This is a genomic window from Phyllobacterium sp. YR531 (assembly GCF_000282595.1).
Lineage (GTDB): Bacteria > Pseudomonadota > Alphaproteobacteria > Rhizobiales > Rhizobiaceae > Phyllobacterium.
Genome location: NZ_AKIZ01000017.1, coordinates 50,041 through 75,048 on the forward strand (window position 1 = coordinate 50,041; position 25,008 = coordinate 75,048).

Genomic DNA, 25,008 nt, shown 5'->3' on the forward strand with positions numbered 1-25,008 from the left:
ACATGTCTGCGAAGATGATCCGTGCTTATGACAATGCCAATGAGCCTTTGCTGGTGGGCGATGATCCTACAAGGCTTATCCATTTCAACCTTGTGAAACTTGTTGCTAACGAGACCTATAGTTACAATTTGTCCGAATTTGAAACCGCTGTTGTCCCGATGTTCGGTAGTTGCCATGTGTTGGTTGATGGCCAGACGTTCGAGCAGGTCGGAAAGCGCGAAAATGTTTGGTCGGGGCAAGCTGACTCGGTCTATGCGGGCCCAGACGCCAGCGTTCAAATCACAGCCGTGACCGATTGCGAGATCGCCATTGCCGGTGGTCGTTGGAATGACAGAATGGAGCCTTTCCGGGTAACGCCGGATGAGGTAGATATGGTCGATGTTGGCTCGAACGAAACGAAATCCCGCCGCCGGATTTTCCACATCCTGGGAAACAAGCAGGCCGATCGCGTTGGACGTCTTCTTGTTAGTGAGCTTTATGCGGACGAGGGCTGTTGGTCAGGATACCCACCTCACAAGCATGATACTGACCAACCGGGAGAGACGGCGCATGAGGAGCTCTATCACTGGCGCTTTGATCCGCCCAGCGGCTTTGGTACCCAATTGTGGTATGAGGAAGGCCAGGAGCCGCATGCTCATGTGACGCGTAACGGCGATACTTTTGCTTTTTCTACCGGGTATCATCCAACAGCAACTTCACCCGGCCACGCCTCCTATATATTCACAATTCTTGTTGGCAAGACACAGCGCTCTCTCGTGCAGAATTTTGAAGAGGTTCATCGGCCTCTTATGGCAAAAATACCGGGTATCGACGCGATGCGTGCGAAGTTCAAATAGGACTGGTCACGCGCCAGACTCTCGAACCAGCACAGTGAGGACACGGCGCCAACCGCGTGCGAGGAGACTCTCTGCCCGCCCGTCAACAAGCAGAATCCCGCTTTGCGTTTGGGTCAGCTCTGGAGCAGCGCCGGTAACATTTGCAGTTACAGCATATTGAGCTGACACCGGCAGGAAGCGGCCCTTTGATGCGGGATGAACCGCGAGCTTGCCGCCAAACTGGGAAGTGAGTTGCGGAACTTCAATCTGTTTTGCGCTGGAGACTGCGAAGCCGCTGAGCGCCACTTCAAGTCTGTTTTGCGTCAAGTCATCGGGAATAAAAAATCCGCTGGCTCCTTCCTCAACACGTGCTCTGTCTTCGCCGCCGATGTATCCGCGGATCACAGCTTTTCCAGGACTCGCCAGATAGGCGAATTGATCTTTACGCGAGACCCATTGTCCGGGAGCAATCTCACCGTTGAGGTCAGCAATCTTGCCATCGAATGGCGCTCGGATGACCAGCTTGGCTTCACGTTCGGTCAATCCGCCGCGTTTGGCAATGAGCCGGTTAAGTTCATTCTCAACGACGTTTTTCTGGGTGAGGTCTTCAGAGCTTGCGCCAATCCGGGCAAGCCGGCGTTTTGCGAGGGCAATTTCAATGTCCGCAAGCTCGCGCTCCTGAACGAGAGCTGGTGAAGCGACAACGAAGAGAATGTCGCCCTTCGCTACAGTCTGGTTGCGTTTTACATTTATCTGCTCAACACGACCGGGTTCTTCGGAATAGAGTCTTACAAAAGTTTCGGGCAGCAGGATTGCTGGCGCTCTTACCTGGGTCGACAGCGGCAATGCCAACAGGACAATGCCCACGGTAGCAATTGCCAGTGTCACGTAAGTCCGTCGGGCTTTAAAAATATCCTCTCGCATGGACCACCATTCTTTCAGTTCAGACCATACGGGGCGGATCATGAAAAACCCTACCTCGACGGCAAACAGCACTATTCCAACAAGCTTGATTGTAAAGTGATAAACAAGGAGCGCGATACCGACATAAAGCAGCAGCCGGTAAATCGTGGTGCATATGGCATATATCGTTACGATGGCATCGAGTCGTGGAGGAAAATACTCAGGCGGAGGATAACCCAATCCGAAAAGGAATTCACGCAGCCGCCAGCGCATATGCCTGAACGCCCGGGGCTGCAGATTTTCGATCCCGAGAAAGTCAGCAAGTATGTAATAGCCATCGAAGCGCATGAACGGGTTGGTATTGATCACAAGGCTAAGCAACCAGCCTACAGCGGCCAGAACGAAAATCGCGCTGCGCAAGGGACCATCTGGAATAAATGCCCAGAGGAACAATGCAAATGCCGCCACGCAAAGCTCGGTAATAACGCCTGCACAATCGATCAGAATTCTGGAACGGCGTGATTTGAGCCGCCAGGCATCGGAAACGTCCGTGTAGAGCAGTGGGATCATCACCATGAAGGCAACGCCCATTGTTGGTATGCGGCATCGATACATATGCGCGACATAGGCATGGCCCAACTCGTGCAAAGATTTTATCACGGCTACGGAAACGAGCGATAGGGCTGCGCCTTCCAGCGAAAACACGTATGGAAAAGTCCGCAGAAACGCGTCCCATTGCCGGGAGACGAGATAAAGACCTGCCAGTCCGACGAGCGCAGCAAATACAAGAAATGCCCGGGTGAACAAGAACGACACATAGGGCCAGGATGCACGAATAAAATTCTGCGGTCGTACGAGCGGTATACGAAAGAACAGGTAATTGTGGATCAGCTGCATAAACAGCGAGTGACGGCGATTTGCGCTTTCATGAAGGCCGCGCCAGCTACCGGAAAGAGGCTGGGCAAGAAAGAAATTGGCGTCAAGCATTCGCATGACAAGGCCGATCTCTTCAACGTCAGTTTGCCTGCCAAACCGCTGCTGCAAAGCGAGGTTCAATCTGTTGAGGGTGGGACTGCGATTCCAGAGCGACAGAAGCTGGAACATTTCATAAGTAATACGAAAAAAACGATTGCGGATCGGATCGAGAACCACCCAGACAGGCGCTCCGGAATAACTCGCCCCGCCGCGGAAAATCTGCAAATCTTCACGCAGCGCCGGTAAGGGCAAATCCGTAGGCGTTGTCATATTCCCAAACGCTGCCGAATCGTCGCGATGGGCCGGCGAAACAGGTAATAGGCCAGCGGCACCTTGTCGCCCGATATCTGGGCAGTACCGCGAATGCCAAGACGCATTGCTTCTGGTGCATCTTCCAATGTGGCGTAGACGCGATAGGCCAAGACATCGCCCTCGATCATCTGGGCCTCAAAGGAAGCTGCTCTAACGGTCGCCCGAATTGGCTGTAGAGGATCACTGTCCAGAAATGCGCGTACAGGCGCTCCGGCTTTAACCGCAATGGCGTCGGCAACAGGAACATCTATACGGATTTGGGTGCGCTGCGGATTGGCTACCTCCATTAAACGCTCTCCGGTGGATACAGGGCGTCCAATCAGATCACGCTTATCGGTATACATGACTACACCGGCTTCCGGTGATGTAACTTGTGTGCGTGCCAGTAAATCGCTGGCGTAGTTGCGTTTGGCAGTTGCCAAAGATAATTCCGTGCCGGCAATTGCCAGATCCCCGCGCAGTTTTGGATCGGCTATTGCACCCTGAGTTACCTGTTTCAGCTTTGCCTGAGCAACGTTGACTTCCTGCTCGGCAACGGAGAGCTCATTGCGCAATGCGGTATCCGACATGCGTAGCAGAAGCTGTCCGGCAGCAACATTTGCATTGGGGTCAACTTCGATCGCTTCGATAACGCCATCGATTGGTGCTGCAACGATCCGTGGTTCAACGGGGACAATTTCCGTAGGAGCCAGTACGGTCAGTGGCACAGGTATGAATCCGGCAATGACGGCTATGGCGACACCGGCAAGCAGAAATGGCTTCAGCCGAAGCCGGCGTTTGAGTTTGCGTGTCCCTGTCAATGCCGACCAGGAATGGCTGTAGGTTTCAGCAAGCCGGGTTACAACAACCAGATCGGTCTGGTTCCAAGGCACTTCACGGGCCAGCAGCATGCCGCCAAAGACATATCCGTCACGTAGTTTCAGCGGAAACCATGCGAGAAACCGATAGGGAAAATTCTTGTGCTCTTCATCATCAGGCGGGCAATAGGCAGGCAGTGTAAACTCACGAATCTCGTGAAGGCCAATATCTGCCTCAAGCGCTGCGACAACACTTTCGATCCAGCGGATTCGCGGTGAGTCCCGTTCAACTTTTCCCATTGCCGAAACGGCTGCAACGCGTTGAGGCTTGCCCTTTCGGGTGAAGACAAAAACCTGACGTGCCCGGCTGAGCTTGGGCGTTTCATTGGCGATCAGAAAGGTCAGTTCCCCTACTGTCTCTGCCTGCCTTGTATCGGCTTCAATCTTGAGAAGGAGATCAAAAGCCTGCTGATTGCGTTGCTCCAGTTTAACCGGGCTGACTGGTTGGAGCTGAACCGGCTCTTGCAAAGGGGCTTTCTCAACCATTGGGAACCGCAAACTTTGCTGGCCCGCTCATTCCGGGCAGAACGCCGGCAGTGTCGCCTGTAAAGCGTGCGGTGATCTTTACCGTCTGGCTGACAGGATCAACGACTGCAGCAACACGTGACACTTCTGCAGGAATTGTCGTCCCGGTTTCTTCAATTGTTACGTTGAATGACGCGCCGGGCTTCAGCCATCTGAGCCACACTCCCGGCACGAGCATATCTATCTCAAGCCCGGTATCACCGACTATCTGCATGAGGGGCGCTGTGCGATCGGGAAATTCATGTGCATGAGCGCGCATTGTTGCAATGCGCCCGTCAAACGGAGCTTTGATCGTGCAACGTGAAAACTTGCTTTGAAATGCCTCCATTTCGGCCGTTGCCTGCTCGATTTTCGCCTTTGCGAGGTCAACCTCAAACTTGCCGACAGCGTTCAATTTTGCCAGACGTGCACTATTGTCGGCCGTCAGCTGCTCGGCACGCAGCACTGCCTGAGCTGACTTCAATTGGGCAGCCAGGTCTCCGCAGTCAAACACAGCCAGAACTTCGCCCTTCTTGAAAGATTGACCTTCCCGAAATGGCAGGGACTCGATCCGTGCGTCTATATCCGTAGAAATCCATGACTCATTGACAGCCCGAACAATTCCCCGGATTGCTCCGCCATTTTCCTGGGCGCCTGCGGTGCCTGAAAGGACGATGCACGTCATGAATGCACAGAGATTCAAGGCGCTCGTCAGCCGGGTTGCGTTGCCAAGGGCCGCCATGACTGTCTCCTTTCCAGATCCTTTGGGACCAAAGGTACAGCCATATTGACCGGTCGTCATTATTTTACTCCGGCAACGACCAAAGTGCCCTTCTCGCCGCGTTCGATCCACATGTCTTTGAGCTGTGCGGAGATTGTACTGACGGGAGCATCAGTGCTGAGGCCTGCGGGGAAGGGATCAAGCCCGAGAGAGGCGTAGACATTGGCATAGGCATTCTGCAGGTCGGCATAGGCCATATCCAGCTTGGCATCGGCCAGGAGCGTATTCATCTCCTCACGAATGAGAATCTGCTCGCTGGTACGCTGCGCGGCGGTTTCGGAGCGGACCTGTGTTAAAAGCCGGTGAGAAACATTGGAAAGCGCCGAGGCTGTGGAATAGGATTTCTGCAGATGTCCATAACGCACGCGGCTGATATGAACCTGTGTCATGACAGCCATGGCGACGGAAAGCGCCCTTGCATCCAGCGCGGCCTTTTGCGCATCCACCTTCTTCATCAAGGCGGGAGTGCTGGTGAGCTTCAAGAGGTTCCAGCTGACCTTGGATCCCCATGAGATCCAGTCATTGGCAGCGATGAACTTGTTGGAGTCATAATTGACGCCCGCATAGATGTTGAAGTTGGGCAGAAGCTCGAGCATTGCTGCATCGACTTCCTTGTCATTGATGCGCATGCGATAGGCAACTTCCCGCATTTCGGGACGATTGCTGGCGGCGATGGCGAAAAGACCATGAAGATCATTGGGCAAGCCAAGCTTGGTGCCGCGCCGCTTGGGCAGGGCCAGGCTGAAATTGCTGCCGGGCTCGACATTCATCAGCGCCGCAAGCTGGCTCTTGGCAACCTTGAGTTCGCCCTCCAGCATTTCGACTTCACGCTTGACCTGGATCAGCTCCCGCTCATAGGTGAGCGCGACCAGCGGCGAGCTTTCCTCACCGGTGGCCAGTTGCTTGGTATCGCGCAGGGCTCTGGACACACGCCCCTCAAGCCCGCGCATGCGGCCAACCAGCCGCTCATAGCTGACAGCCCGCCAATAGGCGGTGCGCACATCCTCGATCACGCGATTGACGATTTTGCGCTTCATCTCCTGCTGGATGAGGGCTTCGTCGGCAGCTTGCTTGGCGCGGACATAGGACAGGCCGAAATCCAGAATGTTCCACGAGAACGTCAGGTCCGACGACAGAATATCGGTGTCGCGGGTGGATGGCGTCGACGAATCAGCATCGTTGCGGCCAGCATACCCCGATGCAGCGACGAGGTTAGGCAACATATTATAGCTTGCCAGTTCAACATTGCGGATTTTGAGCGCCGCTTCCATGATCTCGACTTTAGTGTCGAGATTATATTTCAACGCCCGTGCCATAGCATCATAAAGCGTGATGGATCCCGTTACGGGCTCTTGATTTGCAGTGGCTCTGGCAAGCTTTTCATTGGCGAACATCAAATTCTGTTCTGCAGTAAGCGGGTCCATTTTAACCGCGCAACCCGCAATTAGGACACTTAACGACAGCGCCAATACCTGCTTCTTCATGCCCATCGCACCCCGAAAATCATAATGCAAATCACTTGGACTTGACGTTCAACCTTGACTAGCAATAACCTTTGTTTGCAACTCTTGGCAACTGGTCAAAATAAAAGTTGAGGGATGAAAAGAATTTAACACGCGCTATAGCCCCTTATTGAAAGGGTTTAGCCCGATGTTTCGACATTTCCAACTTTAATATATCAGAGAGCATTTGTACTTTGAACTATAGAAACGTTCTATGCCTAAGTTGTGCGGGGTTTGATTTGCAACCAACCGTTGACCGCCGGACAAAATGCGACAACACTGCAACTAGACTGAATCTCTTTATAGGATGCTTGGAATGAACGAGCGTTTCCGCTTACCGAAGGCCGCCGCAGACAAGAAACAAAGCTTGTCTGCATCCAAGCAATCCGCCGCCCGCTACGCCTCCATGCTGATGGAGTTGGAGCAGCGTATCGCCTTTGACGCCGCCGGTGTTGCCACTGTGGAAAAGGCCAATGAGAAAGCGCCTACGCCTGAAGTTGATGCCCAACATGAGGGAGCGGCGGACAAGTCATCTGCCAAGGATCATTCAGCACTGGTTGAGGCGCTGAACAAGACGGACGTCGCCAAAACGGAAGCGCCCAAAGCTGCTGAGCCCGTTCAGGTCGTCTTCATTGATAGTTCGGTGACGGACTATAAGGATCTGCTGAAAGACATTAAAGGCGACTATAAGACAGTAATCCTGAACAGTTCGACCGACGGCGTGGAACAGATGGCGCAAGTGCTGAAAGGCATGGACAATGTCAGTGCTGTCCACATTTTGTCGCACGGAAACCAAGGCGTTCTCAATCTCGGCATGGGTACGCTGACCGAGCAGACAATGTCGGGACGCTATTCTGATGAACTGCAGAGCATACGCGGGTCACTCACGGATGATGCTGATATTCTGATCTACGGTTGTAATTTTGCTGAAGGGGAGAGTGGCGCTCGCGCAGCTACCCTTATGAGTAATCTTACCGGCGCAGACGTTGCTGCTTCAACAGATATAACCGGCAGTTCCCGTCATGGTGGTGACTGGACACTGGAATATCGTGCCGGCGTTATCGATACGGATGCTTTGCGCGCCGATAATTGGGACCACATGCTGGCCCAGACGACTATAAATCCTGGCGGTGGTATTCTCGCCGATGGTTCGGATGGATTGAAGATTTATGTCACAAATCTTGGACAGTTCCAGGTTACTTACCAAGGCAAGAACCAGTTTTACAGTAACACCATAACGGATACGAGCGTTAATCTTTTCAACGGCATGTATATGTCCGTTGGAAATCGCGTTATTGGTCCTGATACCGGCGCTGAAAATATGACGAAGGTCGCTTGGGTATCCGGCGGCGCTCAAACATTGAGCGGTACAGGCACCGCCGCTGATCCATACGTGGTTGCCACAAGACTGTATTACGATGCCAATTCCAATGGAGTCTATAATGCTGCTACAGATGTTCAGGTAATCGTTACCACATCATACATTGCAGGCACCAAGTACTTCACCAACAATGTGACAGTAACTCCGCCCACCAGTAACAATCTCGCAATCAAATTCTACCATGCGGCAGATACGTATCTGGGTGGTTCGGATGCGGGGCCTGCCTATGCGCTTGCTCCCGGTATCGGGTCGACAACAAGCACCTCTGCCGATCTGCAGGTCATCGGCGTACGGCGTGATGCCGGAACTGCAAGTGAGGTATTCGTCGGTTTTGCCGAAGTAGATGGCGGACGCCAGTTCGACCGATTCTATTCGGGCCTCTACAATGGCACCGGGCTTTATGGCGGTATTGCCAACGGCGGCGATATTACCAATACGATTACGACTGCTGCCAACACCGATAACGGGCTTGGGGTGCAGTTCAATCTCGGGTCAGGAAATACGCCAACCAGTTTCAGTTACCGGCTTGTGTTCGACAGTGATACGACGCTTGACCTTGATGCAAACAACAGCACTGCCGCCGGCAACAATTATGTAACGTCATATGGTGTCGGCAGTAATACACCTGTGAATGTCGTTGACAGCGATATTGCGATTACTAACGTCGTTGCCGATATCTCACGGGCAACGGTCACTCTTACCAATCTTCAGGCTGGTGACACCTTGAGCTTGCTGGGTGTGCTGCCTGCAGGGATCACGGCGTCCGTAGCTGGAAATGTTGTTACGCTGACCGGCAGTGCCAGCGAGGCCTCCTATCAGGCAGCGTTGAGGCAGATTGTTTTTAATACTTCCAGCTCAGTGCTTACGAACCGGAGCCTTACTGTTTCGGTATTCAATGAAATCTCCTCCGAGGCGACATCTGCCAATACAACGATCAATGTCAGCCGCGCGCCGATTGTTGATCTCAATTCGGGAACGAATCCCTCGCAGATCATCACCAACGGGGCTGCGCCCGGTGGTGGTGGCTGGGCTGCGGGAGGAGCAACAGGAGGAGTCATAAACGGGGGATATGCCTGGAGCGGTGATAGCGCTACAGGCACGTTGAGGCAGAATGGCATCACCGGCTGGGATGTTGGCTCAGCACCTTCTGGCGCGGCACAACTTACTTTTGACCTTGCGTGGAACAATGGTATCCCTGACAATGGCGCGGCTGCAACGCTGGAAGTGTCGATCGGCGGTGTTGTTTATGCCCGCATAACAACGGGTACCATTGTCGGTACACCAAACGTTGCAACGGTTACGTTTCTGAACGGCGCATCCGGTTCCCCTTCTTTAATTGGAAGCTCGGCAGCGGGGGCGTGGACCCCGGCATCAATTACTCTGAATTTGCCATCGACAGTGGCTGCTACCGGTGATCTCATATTCAGTTATGCGGCCGGGACAGGCGGGCGTGACGATATCTTCATCGACAATGTCAGCGTGTTTACGCAAGTTGATGCGACGGCAGGAAACAATTTCACCAACTCCTATACGGAAAATGGAGTTGGTGTTTCAATTGCCGATACTGACAATACAGTGCGCGATGTCGACAGCACGACAATGGCATCCGCGACGATCGTCCTGACAAATGCCTTTGCTGGTGACATGCTTAATATTGGCAGTCTTCCTGCAGGAATCACCGGATCGATTGATACATCGATTGCCGGTCAGATTACTCTGACACTATCAGGAACGGCATCAAAAGCTGATTATGCAGCGGCGATCCGCGCTATTACGTTCTCAAGCTCCAGTGAAAACCCCTCGACGACCAATCGTGTGATCAATGTCACGGTCAACGATGGCGCACTCAATTCAGCTGTTTCGACAACGACAATTACAGTTGCTGCCGTCAATGATGCGCCCGTAAACACACTGCCGGTTGCCGGATGGACGACCAATGAAGATACGAGCTTCGTTCTGAATGGTCTTTCGGTAACCGATCCGGATGCAACGGGTATCATATCAGTCAGCCTCACAGTGGGCTCCGGCACGCTAACAGCGGTCAATGGCACCGGTGTTACAATATCGGGTTCCGGTACAGGCACGCTGATCTTGAGCGGAACGCTTGCCAACATTAATGCCTATTTGAACTCTGCGTCAGCACCAACCTATGTGCCTGTTGACAACGCCAATGGTCCGGTTTCATTGACCATGGTAACCAATGATGGCGGGAGCTCCGGTACGGGTGGACCATTGTCGGATACTGATGTCCGAACAATTACAATCGTTCCTGTCAATGATGCGCCAATGGTGGATCTTAACGGTAATCCGCCTGTCAATGTTCCTGTTTCGGGTGGTGGCACCTTCTCGCAACCAAGCGTTGATGCAGGCACAGAACGCACAAATTCCGTAACGTTCACGCTCGATAATGGCCAACTGGTGGACCAGACCCGTGCTGTAGTCTCATTGACGACAATCGACGATGCATTCCGAATTATTGTCAATGGCCGCGCAATTTCCGGTGGAATCATAGGAGTGGATGCAAGCAATCCTGCTGGCACACGGCTGGCATTCGGCGATGGCAGCACGGTTGGGACCGGATGGATTGCCAATGTGAATGGCTTGCCTCGTGTCGAAGTGCGTATCACTGAAACCGGCATAGAGTTCTGGGGAACGCGATCCACGACATCTACTGTGCTTGAGCAGCTTTTCTTCCCCGCAGCGCTGTCACTTCCAAATTTTGTGGCCGGTACAAACACAATTACAATTGCCAATGCGGATGGCAATGGCGCGGAATCGATGAGTGGTGTGGTGTCGGTCACGACTCAGAGTGCGGATTTCTCCACCTCGTACACGGAGCAGGGCGCAGGCATAGCTATCGTCGATAACGATACGATAATTATCGATATCGACAGTGCCAATATGTCATCGGCAACTATTGTCATCACCAATGGTCAGCCTGGAGACCTTCTTGCGATAAATGGTGCTCTTCCCGCGGGGATTACCGCGAACTGGAATGCTGCAACCTTTACCATGACATTGACCGGCTCTGCTTCTAAGGCGGCCTATGAAACGGCGCTGGAGCAGATTCGTTATTCGTCAAGTTCGGATAATCCCACAGCCGGTGGCTCCGAACCATCACGCACCCTGACAGTTGTTGCCAATGACGGCCAGCTGGACTCCAATGTTGCGACCACGACGATTGCCATCACAGCCGTCAATGATGCACCGGTGAACACGTTGCCTGGGAGTTATTCGGGCAATGAGGATACGAATATTCCACTGACGGGGATTTCGATTTCGGATGGCGATGCCAATGGCGGGACGATCACGGTTACGCTGAATGTCGGCTCTGGTACGCTGAATGCTGCGGCAGGCGGCAGTGTGACGGTTGGCGGTTCGGGCACCGGAACGCTGACGCTGACGGGTACGCTTGCCAATATCAACGCCTACCTTGCGGCCACATCTCCGACATTCACGCCGGGTGCTGATTTCAATGGCCCGGTCACATTGACGATGACGACCAATGATGGCGGCAACACGGGTACAGGCGGTCCGCTGACGGATGTCGATACACGCACCATCACGGTTGTGCCGGTCAATGATGCTCCTGTGCTCGATCTTGATGCATCGGGTGCAGGAACAGGCTATTCGACGAGCTATACGGAGAATGGCACCGGCGTTGCCATTGTTGATACGGACAGTTCCATCACCGACATCGACAATGCCAATATTGCTTCGGCTAGCATTGTTATCGCCAATGGTCAGGCAGGGGATATCCTTGCCATCAGTGGTGCATTGCCAGCTGGAATTACAGCGACATGGAATCCGGCAACATTCACGCTGACCTTGTCAGGCTCTGCCTCCAAGGCTGCCTATGAAACGGCGCTGGAACAGGTTCGTTATTCATCCAGTTCGGATAATCCGTCGACCACGCCGCGCAGCATCAATATCTCGGTCAATGATGGGGCGGCAAACTCCAATGTTGCGGTTTCAACCGTCAATGTGGTTGCGGTCAATGATGCGCCGGTCAATGGCATTCCCGGTGGAGGTTATACGGTCAATGAGGATACACCCCTGCCGCTGACCGGCCTTTCGGTTACCGATCCTGATGCCAATGGCGGCACCATGACGATAACGCTGAGCGTGGGTTCGGGCACATTGTCGGCTGCCAATAATGCCGGAGTTACGGTTGGTGGTAATGGGACCGGCACGCTGACGCTGACGGGTACACTGGCCAATATCAATGCCTATCTCGCTTCAGCTTCTGCACCTTCCTATACGCCGGTTGCCGACTTCAATGGTTCTGTCACGCTGACGATGACGAGCAGTGACGGTGCGTTGAGCGATACGGACACGGCTACGATCACGATCAATCCGGTCGCTGATATCGCCAATGATACGGCCACGACCAATGAAGACACCGCTACCATCATCAATGTGAATGGCAATGACAGCTTCGAGAATGCCGGCCACCAGATCACGGCGATTAATGGCCTGCCGATTGCAGTTGGCGGAACGGTTGCAGTTTCCAACGGCACGGTGCTGCTCAATGCCAATGGCACGCTGACCTTTACACCCAATGCCAATGTCAACGGCAGTGCCAGCTTCACCTATACCGTCACATCCGGCGGTACCACCGAAACAGCAACCGTCGATGTCGCCATCACGGCTGTCAATGATGCACCGGTGAATAGTGTACCTTCTACTCAAACAACAAATGAAGACACTGCTGTCGTTTTTGCACCATCCTCGGGAAATGCACTTACAGTTACCGATGTTGACGGGGGCGTGTTGACCGTCACCATCAGCGTTACGAATGGCACATTCTCGCTTGCCGGCATTGCAGGGCTGACCTTCACGGCAGGCGATGGAACCGCCGACGGAACGATGACCTTCTCCGGTACAGCGGCTGCAATCAATGCCGCATTGACAGGGGCGGCCTATGTTCCGACTGCTGATTATAACGGATCGGCACAACTCAGCATTCAAACCAGCGACGGTGCACTTGCCGACAGCGATACAGTAGACATCAACATCGTTGCGGTTGCTGATATTGCTGATGACAATGCGACAACCGATGAAGACGTTGCGGTTAACATCCCTGTGCTGGCCAACGATAGTTTCGAGAATTCCGGGCGTGCAATCACCGCCATAAACGGGATCGCAATTATTGCGGGTGGACCAGCCATTAATGTCAGCAATGGACAGGTCCAGCTCAATGCCAACGGCACACTGACCTTTACACCAACCACTGATTTCAATGGCCAGACGAGCTTTACCTATACGGTTACTTCTGGCGGGCGGACGGAAACTGCGACCGTCAATGTCGATGTCGCGTCTATCAACACACCACCGACAAATACCCTGCCAGCCGGTTATACAACGCTTGAAGACAATCCGCTCGGTTTGACCGGGTTGCAAATATCCGATGCCGATGCAGGAACCGGAAGTGTTTCGGTCACGCTCTCCGTCAATGCGGGTACATTGTCAGCTCTTGCCGGATCAAATGTGTCGGTTTCCGGTTCCGGTACTGGCACACTGATTTTGACGGGCACACTTGCTGATATCAATGCATATCTCTCGGCAGCTTCGAGACCTACCTTTAGCCCGGCAGCCAATGCTTCCGGTACCGTCACTTTGACGATGACCACTAATGACAACGGTAATACAGGTGGACCGGCTCTGATAGATGTCGATACGTCGACGATCACCATAACGCCAGTCAATGATGCGCCTTCTGGCGTTGACCAGACAGTGACTGTCAACGAAGACACAACATTTACCTTTACCCCGGCAAATTTTGGCTTCACCGACCCTAATGACAACCCCGGAAACACACTGGCGGCTGTCGTTATCACCACTATACCGCTCAACGGCACTTTGGCGCTGAACGGAACCGCGGTGACTGCTGGCCAGGTTATACTGGCGAGTGATATCGCCAATCTAACATGGACACCTGCAGCCAATGCCAACGGTACGGGTCTTGCGTCATTCACGTTCCAGGTTCGTGATAATGGCGGTAATGCCAATGGTGGGCAGAACACGGATGCAACGCCGAATACGTTCACCTTCAACGTGACAGCGGTCAATGACGCACCGGTGAATACATTGCCAGGTGCCTTTGTAACGAATGAAGATACGACGCTTGGCCTGACAGGGCTGCGTGTAAGTGATATCGATTCTGCATCGGGCGTGCTGACAGTCACACTAACGGTCGACTCCGGTAACCTGTCAGCGATTGGAGCATCTGGTGTAACGGTGAGCGGTTCCGGCACGGGCACTATCGTGCTGACCGGCACACTTGCTGACCTCAATACTTATCTCGCGTCAGCGTCGCGGCCATCATTCAACCCGGATGTCAATTTCCACGGCGATGTCCAATTGACAATGGTCACGACAGACAACGGAAATACCGGAACTGGAGGCGCGCTCACCGATACGGATGCGTCGACGATCACTGTTAACTCCGTGAACGATGCACCTGTTGCCGGTAATGACAGCTTCACCACAAATGAGGACACACCGACAACGTTCGATGTACGCACCAATGACACCGACGTTGATGGTAATCCGCTGACCGTCACGCAGATCAATGGCACAGCGATCTCGGTCGGATCGCCTGTGACGGTGACAGGTGGCGTAGTCTCGCTCAATGCCAATGGCACACTTACCTTTACACCCAATGCGAACTTCAATGGCTCACCGACATTTACCTATACGGTTTCGGATGGGCAGGGCGGTACAGATACGGCGACTGTCAGCGGCACCGTCACTCCGGTAAACGACGCACCGGTCGCCGGTAATGACAGCTTTACAACCAACGAAGATACGGCAACGACCTTCGATGTGCGCACCAACGATACCGATGTTGATGGTAATCCGCTGACCGTCACACAGATCAATGGAACGGCCATTTCCGTTGGTTCTCCGGTTACGGTTCCCGGCGGCATAGTTTCGCTCAATGCGAATGGTACGCTCACCTTCACACCCAATGCGGACTTCAATGGTTCTCCAACGTTCAACTACACAGTTTCCGACGGGCAAGGTGGTACGGACACGGCAACGGTTAGCGGCACCGTCACTCCTGTAAACGATGCGCCAGTCGCCGGAGATGACAGCTTCACAACCAACGAAGACACACCGACAACGTTTGATGTACGTACCAACGATACCGATGTTGATGGTAATCCGCTGACCGTAACGCAGATCAATGGAACTACAATTTCCGTTGGCTCACCCGTCACAGTTCCCGGGGGTGTAGTCTCGCTCAATGCAAATGGTACGCTCACTTTTACACCCAATGCGAATTTCAATGGTTCTCCAACGTTTGACTATACAGTTTCTGACGGACAAGGCGGTACGGATACGGCCACGGTTAGCGGAACTGTCGTTTCTGTTCAGGATGTGCCGGTTGCAAATCCTGACAGCTTCACCACAAATGAAGACGTGCCAGCCATTATTGATGTTTTGGGCAATGACACAGATGCCGATGGCGACCCGCTCACGATCACCGAGATCAATGGCACCGCTATAGTGGTCGGAGGCACAGTCAACGTCACGGGGGGTATGGTAACTCTCAACAATGATGGCACGCTGACATTCACACCGAACCCCAATTTCAATGGAACGCCTACCTTTGAATATACGGTCTCCGATGGGCAAGGGAATGAGGATACAGGCACCGTCAGCGGCACCGTTGTTCCGGTTAATGATGCGCCGGTTGCGACCAATGATACGTTCAGCACGAATGAAGATGCGCCTGTTACATTTGATGTGCGCACCAACGATACCGATGTTGACGGCAATCCGCTGACCGTAACCCAGATCAATGGCACTGCCATAGCAGTTGGTGGTTCAGTCCCTGTAACCGGGGGCACGGTTACTCTCGGCGCAGATGGCAGACTTACATTCCAACCCGCGGCCAACTTCAACGGAAGCCCAAGCTTCAGCTATACGGTGTCAGATGGTCAGGGTGGCACTGCCACGGCTGTCGTCAGCGGTACTGTTTTGCCAGTGAATGACAATCCGGTCGCCGGTCCGGATAATTTCACCACTAATGAAGATACGTCCATCGACTTTGATGTGCGCGGCAATGATACCGATGTCGACGGAGATCCACTGACTGTCACGCAGATTAACGGTACGGCAATTTCCCCCGGTGGGTCGGTAAATGTAACCAATGGTGTCGTAACGTTGCATGCCGATGGCAAGCTGACTTTCACGCCCAACGCCAACTATAACGGAAGTATTGCATTCAATTATACTGTTTCCGATGGGAATGGCGGCACGGCATTGGGAAGCGTGAGCGGAACTGTCGTTGCGGTCAATGATCTGCCGGTTTCGTCGGATACGACCGTTACCATCACTGAGGACAACCCGATAACCGGCAATTTGCCGACAGCGACAGACGCAGACAATGATCCTGTAACTTATTCGCTTGGTACGACATCACCCGCGCATGGCAATGTCACGATCAACCCAAATGGCAGTTACACTTATACACCGGATGCCAATTTCAACGGGTCTGACACGTTTACTTTTGTGGTCAGTGACGGCAAGGGCGGCACAAACGAATATACGGTCACCGTCAATGTAACGCCAGAAAATGATGCACCCACAGTTGTAACGCCGCTGCCCGGGCGCACCGTCTCCGATGGTGCCAACGTGAATTTGAACGTTGCCGGAGCGTTTACCGATGTCGATGGCGATACACTGACGTTCACACAGACAGGTCTGCCAAGTGGCCTGAGCATAAGCGCCTCTGGTGTGATATCCGGTACAGTGGATCGTTCGGCCAGTCAGGGCGGGCCCAATAATGATGGCGTCTATATAGTCACAATCAATGTGAGCGACGGCAACGGCGGCACGGTCAGCCAGACATTCACTTATACTGTGACCAATCCGGCGCCAACTGCAGTCAATGACACGGCAACAACCAATGAAGATGTTCCGGTCACGATCAATGTGATCAATGGATCTGCCAGCGGCGGCGTTGCCGATAGTGATCCGGATGGCGATCCACTGACCGTTATCTCTGCATCTGCAGGCAATGGTACTGTTGTAATTGGTGCGAACGGTCAGATAACCTATCGACCCGCGGCAAACTTCAACGGAACAGATACAATCGTTTATACGATTTCTGATGGCAATGGCGGCACGTCAACAGCAACAGTTACGGTTACTGTCAATCCGGTCAATGATGCTCCAACACCTGGAACGATTGCGGACCGCACACGTAATGACGGTGATGCAGATTCGTTGAATGCTTCTGCATTCTTTACGGACCCGGATGGAGACACGTTGACTTATTCGGTCACCGGACTGCCGCAGGGGCTGACGATTAATCCGACGACCGGGGTCATTTCCGGAACGATCAGTCCGTCTGCTTCGGGACCGACCGGCGAACGTGTTTACACCGTCACGATTACGGCCAGTGACGGGAAGGGTGGTACGACACCGATTACGTTCGACTACACAATTATTAATCTTCCGCCTGTTGCTGGTAATGATACGGCGACAACCGCTGAAGATACGCCGGTTCAAATTGACATCCTTGCGAATGACACCGATCCGGATGGCGATGCGGGCAGTGTCATTCGGGTGAACAATGTGGTGCTGACGGTTGGCGGTGCGACAGTTGATACTGCCAACGGTACAGTGCAGCTTGTTCTCAATGCAGCTGGCCGTCAGGTCCTGCTATTTACCCCCAATACCAATTACAATGGTCAGGAATCCTTTACCTATACAATTGACGACGGCAATGGCGGCGTGGATACAGCAACCGTTACGGTTACCGTCACTGCCGACAATGATACGCCGGTTGTCACGAACCCAATACCCGACATTGTCCGGGCAGACGGTCAGACATTCAATTATGATGCCTCGGATTTCTTCGACGATCCTGATGGTGATGGATTGAACTTTGTGGTGACGGGTCTTCCTGCTGGTCTGACCATCGATCCCCTCACGGGCATCATTTCAGGTACGATCGATAAAGGAGCGAGCAACGCGGCACCTGGTGGCGTCTATCAGGTCACTATCACAGCCTATGATCGCGCTGGAGGAACGGGCCTTTCCGTATCTCAAACCTTCGATTTGACTGTAACCAACCCGGCACCAACAGCGAAAAACGATACTGTCAGCGTCAATGAGGATACGACGGCGTCGTTCAACGTAATTACAGGTGCTGGAACGACAAGCGGCGCCGCTGGTGCAGATATTGATCCGGATGGCGATACTCTTTCGGTGGTATCAGCAAGTGCAGGGAATGGCACTGTTGCAATCGGTGCAAACGGTCAGCTTACTTATACGCCGCGCGCGAACTATTTCGGTACCGATACGATTACCTACACCATTTCTGATGGCAATGGCGGGACATCGACTGCAACGGTCCGAATTACCGTAAACCCGGTCAATGATGCACCGACTGCAGATCCGATACAGGATCTTGTCGATAGCGATAGCCAGATAATCGATCAGGATTTCTCATCCTATTTCCACGATATCGATAATAGCTCGCTGACATTCACCGCCAGTGGTCTGCCTGCCGGACTGTCCATTGATGCTGACGGCAATGTAACCGGACAGCTCGCCAACAATGCCTCAACTGGCGGGCCCAATGGAAATGGCACCTATAGCGTCACGATCACCGCTACCGATGCCGGCGGTCTGCTGGTCAGCCGCACATTTACGTGGTTTGCCTCGAATATTCCGCCGACAGGCTTCGATGATGTCCTGAACATCAATGAGGGTACAGCCAGTGGAACGGGTAACGTCCTGGCCAATGATCGTGATCCTGATGGCGATGGCTTCGCCGTCTCGGAAGTCAATGGATCTACTATCAGCGTAGGTACTGCAGTCGCTGGTTCGAATGGCGGTACATTCACGATCAACGCGGATGGTAGCTACTCATTCGTCGCGGGTCCGTCATTTGACAATCTCAAAGCAGGGGAAACACGCACAACCACGGTAACCTATAAGGTTCTCGATGATGATGGCGGTTTTGATACTGCAACACTGACAGTCATCGTAACAGGCGTTAACTCGGCACCCACAGCTGATCCGATCCCAACCTATACAAGGGCGGATGGTGACGCGCTGACAGGTAGCAACGCGATTAACGTCGGGGCTTTCTTCAAGGATGTTGAAGGCGATACACTTACGTTTACAGTCGCTCCGGGCAGCCTGCCAGCAGGTCTCACCATGGATGCCGCCGGCAACATTACTGGCACCATCGCCAGAAATGCTTCCGTCAACGGCCCTTACGTTGTGACTGTAACCGCCAATGATGGCCATGGTGGCACTGTTTCGCAAACGTTCAGTTTCAACGTCACCAACCCGGCACCGACGGCGGTTAATGACGCTGCTGGAACGCTGGAAGACACTCCGGTCGATATCAATGTGGTGGGCAACGATACGGACCCTGACGGCGATACACTGTTTGTGGACCCGAATTTCCCACCGGAAGCAGGTAACGGAACAGTCACGATCAACCCCGACGGCACTTTGCATTATGTGCCGAATGCCGATTTCAGCGGTGTGGATACCATCGTTTACCGGGTCAGCGACGGGCAGGGCGGGTTCAGCACGGGTATCGTTGAGGTCACGGTGCGTGAGGTCAATGATCCACCGGTTGCAATCGCCATTCCGGACAGCGAACGGAATGATGGCGACACAATCAGCCTCGATCTGTCCGGACACTTCTCGGACCCGGAAGGTGGGCCATTGACGATTGTGGTTTCCGGTTTGCCGGCTGGCCTGCGCTATGATGCGGCAACAAATACAATCGTTGGACGCATTGCTCCTGGGGCGTCTGGTCCAAATGGCTTGGCCAACTATCCGATCACGATCACTGCAACAGATGATCTTGGTTTAAGCGTGACAACCGAGTTCACATTCACGATCCGCAATCTTGCGCCCAATGCCGAAAATGATACGGCGACGACGTTGGAAGATACGCCGGTCAACATCCCTATTCTGGATAATGACAGTGATCCGGATAATGACCCCAATGAGGTTATTCGCATCAATGGTGTCAATCTTGTTGTCAACGGTCCTTTCGTTTCCACGACAAATGGTACTGTCCAGCTGATATTGGAGAACGGCAAGCAGGTTATACGCTTTACGCCCAATGCCAATTTCGTTGGTATCGAGTCCTTCGACTACTCCGTTCATGACGGAAATGGCGGCACGGACACGGCTACCGTAACGATCAGCGTAGGGCCTGTGAATGATGCGCCGGTCGCAACGACCATCCCACCCGCAAATGGTCAGGATGGCTCTCCGGTTAATCTCAACGTCTCCGGCTTCTTCAGCGATGTGGATGGCGACACGCTCAGATTCTCGGCCGGAAATACTTTGCCGCCCGGATTGAGCATTGACCCGAACACGGGTCTGATTTCAGGAACGTTGAGAGCCGACGCCTCGCAAGGTGGCCCTTACACCGTCACCATTACCGCAAGCGATGGCAATGGTGGAACTGTGTCGACAAACTTTGTCTTCAACGTTGCCAATCCTGTGCCGGTTGCCGTCAATGACACAGTGGCGACCAATGAGGATACGCCAGTTACAGTCAATGTCCTCGGGAATGATGTCGATCCAGACAATGATCCGCTGACGGTCACGCAGATTAACGGGCAGCCTATTTCTGCAGGTGGTTCGATAGATGTGGGCAATGGCACAATCCGTCTCAACGCCGATAATACGCTGACCTTTACTCCGGATGCGAACTATAATGGCACGACAGTCGTCAGCTATCGTATCAGCGATGGGAACGGCGGCTTTGCCGATGCATCGGTCACGTTCAACGTCAATTCCGTCAACGACGTGCCAACGATCGATCTGAATAATTCGACACCAGGAACCGGGCACTCTGCCAACTTTGAGGAAGGCGATGCACCCGTTGCAGTCGCCAATGGCGATGCGTTCGTGCGCGATATCGAAAACGAGATTACCGATTTCGATGTTACGCTGGGCGGTTTCGTTGATGGTGGTTCGGAAGTCATTCACCTCAACAACAACGTCGACATTGTTATTGGCACACCAAGCAGCGGCACGATTCAGTTTGGCGGCACCTTGATAGCCTTCACCTACAACGGTGCTGGTGCACTGCATTTCGAAAATGCTGCTGGGGCGGATGTGCCGATACCAAACGATGTCCTGTCAGCCCTTGTCCAGTCGATGCGTTATGAGAACGACAGCGACAATCCGACAGATGGCAACAGAACCGTATCCTTCACGGTCACGGACGCCGATAACGCTACCTCCGCTGCAGCGGTTTCAACAATACTGGTCGGTGCGGTGAACGATGCTCCTGTGGCAGGTAACGATACGATAACCACCGGAGAAAACACGCCGGTCATCGGCACAGCGCCAGGTGTTCTTGCCAATGATACGGATCAGGAAAATGACCCTCTCACTGTTACCCTTGTTAATGGTGCGCAGCCGGGTACCAGCGTAACGGGCAGCAATGGCGGGTCTTTCATCATCAATGCGAATGGCAGCTATAGTTTCAACCCGTCCAACTCGTTTGATGATCTCAAGCCGGGCGAAACGCGTTCCACTTCGGTGACCTATACCGTTTCTGACGGTAATGGCGGCACTGATACAGCAACCCTTACGGTGGTTGTTACAGGAGCAAATGATGTTCCTGTCGGAACGCCGTCAACAATAGCCACCAATGAAGATACACCTATCACCGGCAGGGTCACAGCCACCGATGCAGACGGCGATCCATTGACGTTTACCGTGCCACAGCAGCCGACAAATGGCACTGTGGTCATGCGGCCGGACGGTACCTATACCTATACGCCTGACCCGAACTTCAATGGCACTGAAACGTTCAATGTCCGGGTCGATGACGGCAAGGGCGGTGTTACAACGCTGACTGTCACGGTAACCGTAAGGCCGGTCAATGACGTTCCTGTCGGCAATCCTTCGTCTGTTGTTACGAACGAAGATACGCCAATCAATGGCAGAGTTACTGCCACGGATGCGGATGGTGATCCATTGACGTTCACGGTGCCACAGCAGCCGGAAAACGGCACTGTCGTCATGCGTCCCGATGGTACCTATACCTTTACGCCAAATCCGAACTTCAATGGCACTGAAACATTCAATGTCCGGGTTGACGATGGCAAGGGCGGAGTAACAACGCTGACTGTTACGGTGACAGTGCGTCCCGTCAACGATGGTCCCACAGGGACAGACACGACTATCACGACACGTGAAGATACTCCGATCAGCGGACAGGTCCCCGCCAACGACGCGGATGGCGATCCATTGACATTTACTGTTACGGATCAACCGTCCAACGGTACGGTGGTCATGCGTCCTGATGGGTCGTATACCTACACACCTAACGCCAACTTCAACGGCACTGAAACATTCAATGTGCGGGTTGATGATGGCAAAGGTGGCTTCACCATCGTGACTGTTACGGTGAATGTCTCGCCGGTCAACGACGCACCGGTTGGATCAGACACAGAAGTCACAACCGATGAGGACACTCCCATCAGCGGCACGCTGCCGCCGGTAACGGATGCCGATGGCGATCCCATTACCTATGGAGTAGGTTCACAGCCGGAAAATGGCACGGTTACCGTCAATCCTGATGGCACTTACACATTTACGCCAAATCCGGGTTTCAGTGGCGAAGACAGCTTTACCTATACGGTAAGTGATGGCACGACGACTGTTACCTATACGGTCAAGTTGAATGTTGAGCCAGCCGATGATGAGCCTGACAGGCAACTTGAACGTGACCCGCCTGTGCAGTTCCCCGATGCCAACCGCACGTCGCCATATGACAATGATCTTGACCTTGAGGGCGAGATATCGAAGTCGATCGGCGATCTGGGCAGCATCAATTATGGCGTCACAGTAGATGGTATGATCGACAGTGCCGTTAATGCAGCGCGCAGTTTGAATGGTATTGGCGGCCTGCCTTATGACGGTCCTATCGTTCATGCGGTTGAACAGGCCGGAGAATGGGTTGAAGGCAGCAAGCGGCTGGACAATCTGATCGCCAGCCCATTGCGTGGTGGCTCGTCCATTCATCTTGCATCATCAAGCGAAGAGACTTTCTTCGTCGTTGATACGGTGATCAATGACAATATGCTGTACGTACTTGTCTCCGGTCGGGAAACTGGAAATAACGGAGATGGAAAAGTTGAATTCCGCATAACACTGGCTGATGGCCGGGCACTGCCAAACTGGTTTGCCTTGACAAAGGACGGTGTTGCAATTGGTCAACCACCAGCAGGGATGTCGTTCATCGACATACGTATCAATGCTGCAAGCGATGGCAGGGTGGTTGAAGAAACCTTGCGTATTGATATGCCGACCGGGACGATTCTCAATCATTCGGCGGATCGTCGCGGTGATATTCAACCGGAGCTATTCTCGGATAGGCTTTTTGCGGAGTTGAGCGGGCGAGAGAATGATACTGCAACGCTTGCCACGGCTCTGGCTAATTGGTCTGATCTGCGAGATCCGGTTGCACGATAATCGTTCAGATCGAACTGGTTTACGCTTTGGTAACCAGTTCGATCTTTACCTGTTGTTCACCCATTCTCCGTTGGATTTTAAGGATGGTCTGAAAGGGCCTCCTACGTTATTGATTCAGGCATTCTGAAAAATTATCGCGGGAAAGCGGTATTGCGATCCCCTTCCAAGGATGCACGTCGAATGAAAACAATCATCGTATCGCTGCTGCTTTGCATTACCGCTATACTATCCAATCCGGCCAATGCTGAACCATCCTGGGTTGTGCTTGATGCTTCAACCGGAAAGGTGCTTGGGCAGGACAAGTCAAACACCCCGCATGGTCCCGCTTCACTTGCCAAAATGATGACGGTTTATCTGACATTCGAAGCGCTGGAAAAAGGCAAACTTCATTGGAATGACACCATCGTCGTTTCAAAGAATGCATCGCAGAAAATTCCACTGAAATTGTGGTTGAAGCCGGGATCGACAATCACCGTACGCGAAGCTGTCAATGGAATGATCGTCCATTCTGCAAATGATGCCGCTACAGCCATGGCAGAACATCTGGGCACGACAGAGGCTGGCTTTGCCCGACAGATGACGCAGCGTGCGAGGCAACTGGGCATGCAGAATACCGTCTTTCGCAATCCGTGGGGGATGACGGAAAAAGGCCAGGCGACAACTGCTTATGATATGGCGTTGCTGGCGATTGCATTGATGCGTGACTTCCCCAAAGATTATGCTCTTTTCGCGCAACGCTCCTTTGTATTCCGCGGCAAGGAAATCCGGGGGCACAATAACCTCATGTATCGTTATGCCGGGGTTGATGGTCTCAAGACCGGTTATACGGACGCATCCGGTTTCAACCTTGCCTCATCTCTTGTTGAAAACAACCGGCGAATTGTTGGTGTGGTGCTGGGCGGTAAGACAGCGCGGTCCCGGGATGATCAGATGGCGGGCTTGCTTGCTCAATATAGCTCCTCGGCTGCTCCTAACGGCGATCTTGGCAATGCGCTGGTTGCGGGGAACAAAACGCTGAAGGGAGGCCTGACTGTCGCGTCGCTCGTTCCTATTCCTCAGTCAGCACCCAAGCGTGCACCGCAAGCCGCAGATGTGGCCAGCCTGATCGATGAGTCGCTTATTGAGCAAGGCGATGGAGGCGTGGTGCCGCTCAAGACCACTAATGCCTGGAACATACAAATAGGCGCTGTGGAGAGCCGCGCCGCTGCTGACAGGTTGTTGAACAAGGTTGATCGCGTCGTCCATTCTGCCATACCGGGCGCGGGAGGTTTTATTGAATCTTCTGCCAAAGCTGGCCGTACCATCTACCGGGTACGTTTCGGCAGGTTTGAGGATGCGCAGGCAGCTAAAAATGCTTGTGCAGAGTTGAAGCGCCGCTCTCTGGCATGCCTGCCAGTGCGTATGTAGCCGGAGCGCATAGCCGGAACTATAGCTTTTTGCCCATGTGGCGGGAGCATTACCCTATAACGAAATTGCAAGAACTTCTGCG

The 25,008-nt window shown here is 53.4% G+C and carries 7 protein-coding genes; 3 read left to right on the forward strand and 4 right to left on the reverse strand.

All coding sequences use genetic code 11. The features are described 5' to 3' along the window. Positions 1-2 precede the first annotated feature (2 nt). Positions 3-836, forward strand: coding sequence for a 5-deoxy-glucuronate isomerase (locus PMI41_RS11405; protein ID WP_008124848.1), 834 nt, complete (start codon positions 3-5; stop codon positions 834-836). A 6-nt stretch (positions 837-842) separates the two neighbouring features. Here PMI41_RS11405 and PMI41_RS11410 read toward each other — a convergent pair whose 3' ends face one another. The 4 genes from PMI41_RS11410 to PMI41_RS11425 are packed head-to-tail and all read right to left on the reverse strand — an operon-like array spanning position 843 to position 6,631. Further along, complete coding sequence (locus PMI41_RS11410) at positions 843-2,963, reverse strand: HlyD family efflux transporter periplasmic adaptor subunit (RefSeq protein WP_008124850.1); 2,121 nt, start codon at positions 2,961-2,963, stop codon at positions 843-845. Further along, entirely contained in the window at positions 2,960-4,348 is a 1,389-nt protein-coding gene (locus tag PMI41_RS11415) for an HlyD family efflux transporter periplasmic adaptor subunit (protein ID WP_008124852.1), read from the reverse strand. The genes PMI41_RS11410 and PMI41_RS11415 overlap by 4 nt, the downstream gene beginning before the upstream one ends. Further along, complete coding sequence (locus tag PMI41_RS11420; protein WP_008124855.1) at positions 4,341-5,168, reverse strand: efflux RND transporter periplasmic adaptor subunit; 828 nt, start codon at positions 5,166-5,168, stop codon at positions 4,341-4,343. The genes PMI41_RS11415 and PMI41_RS11420 overlap by 8 nt, the downstream gene beginning before the upstream one ends. Continuing rightward, on the reverse strand, positions 5,168-6,631 hold the full coding sequence (locus tag PMI41_RS11425; RefSeq protein WP_157179375.1) for a TolC family protein: 1,464 nt from the start codon (positions 6,629-6,631) through the stop codon (positions 5,168-5,170). Before PMI41_RS11425 ends, PMI41_RS11420 begins: the two co-directional genes overlap by 1 nt. Before the next feature lie 334 nt (positions 6,632-6,965). On the opposite strand from PMI41_RS11425, the gene PMI41_RS25045 reads away from it, so the two are divergent. Both PMI41_RS25045 and PMI41_RS11435 read left to right on the forward strand, forming a co-directional pair. Further along, the gene (locus PMI41_RS25045) at positions 6,966-23,519 is read left to right on the forward strand and encodes an Ig-like domain-containing protein (RefSeq protein WP_008124858.1); all 16,554 of its coding nucleotides are present in this window, start codon (positions 6,966-6,968) and stop codon (positions 23,517-23,519) included. Positions 23,520-23,699: 180 nt separating this feature from the next. After that, on the forward strand, positions 23,700-24,926 hold the full coding sequence (locus tag PMI41_RS11435; RefSeq protein ID WP_008124861.1) for a D-alanyl-D-alanine carboxypeptidase: 1,227 nt from the start codon (positions 23,700-23,702) through the stop codon (positions 24,924-24,926). Positions 24,927-25,008 lie beyond the last annotated feature (82 nt).

Coding starts and splice junctions, on each gene's coding strand:
- PMI41_RS11405 (WP_008124848.1), top strand. CDS start 3: ATGTCTGCGAAGATGATCCGTGCTTATGACAATGCCAATGAGCCTTTG.
- PMI41_RS11410 (WP_008124850.1), bottom strand. CDS start 2,963: ATGACAACGCCTACGGATTTGCCCTTACCGGCGCTGCGTGAAGATTTG.
- PMI41_RS11415 (WP_008124852.1), bottom strand. CDS start 4,348: ATGGTTGAGAAAGCCCCTTTGCAAGAGCCGGTTCAGCTCCAACCAGTC.
- PMI41_RS11420 (WP_008124855.1), bottom strand. CDS start 5,168: ATGACGACCGGTCAATATGGCTGTACCTTTGGTCCCAAAGGATCTGGA.
- PMI41_RS11425 (WP_157179375.1), bottom strand. CDS start 6,631: ATGAAGAAGCAGGTATTGGCGCTGTCGTTAAGTGTCCTAATTGCGGGT.
- PMI41_RS25045 (WP_008124858.1), top strand. CDS start 6,966: ATGAACGAGCGTTTCCGCTTACCGAAGGCCGCCGCAGACAAGAAACAA.
- PMI41_RS11435 (WP_008124861.1), top strand. CDS start 23,700: ATGAAAACAATCATCGTATCGCTGCTGCTTTGCATTACCGCTATACTA.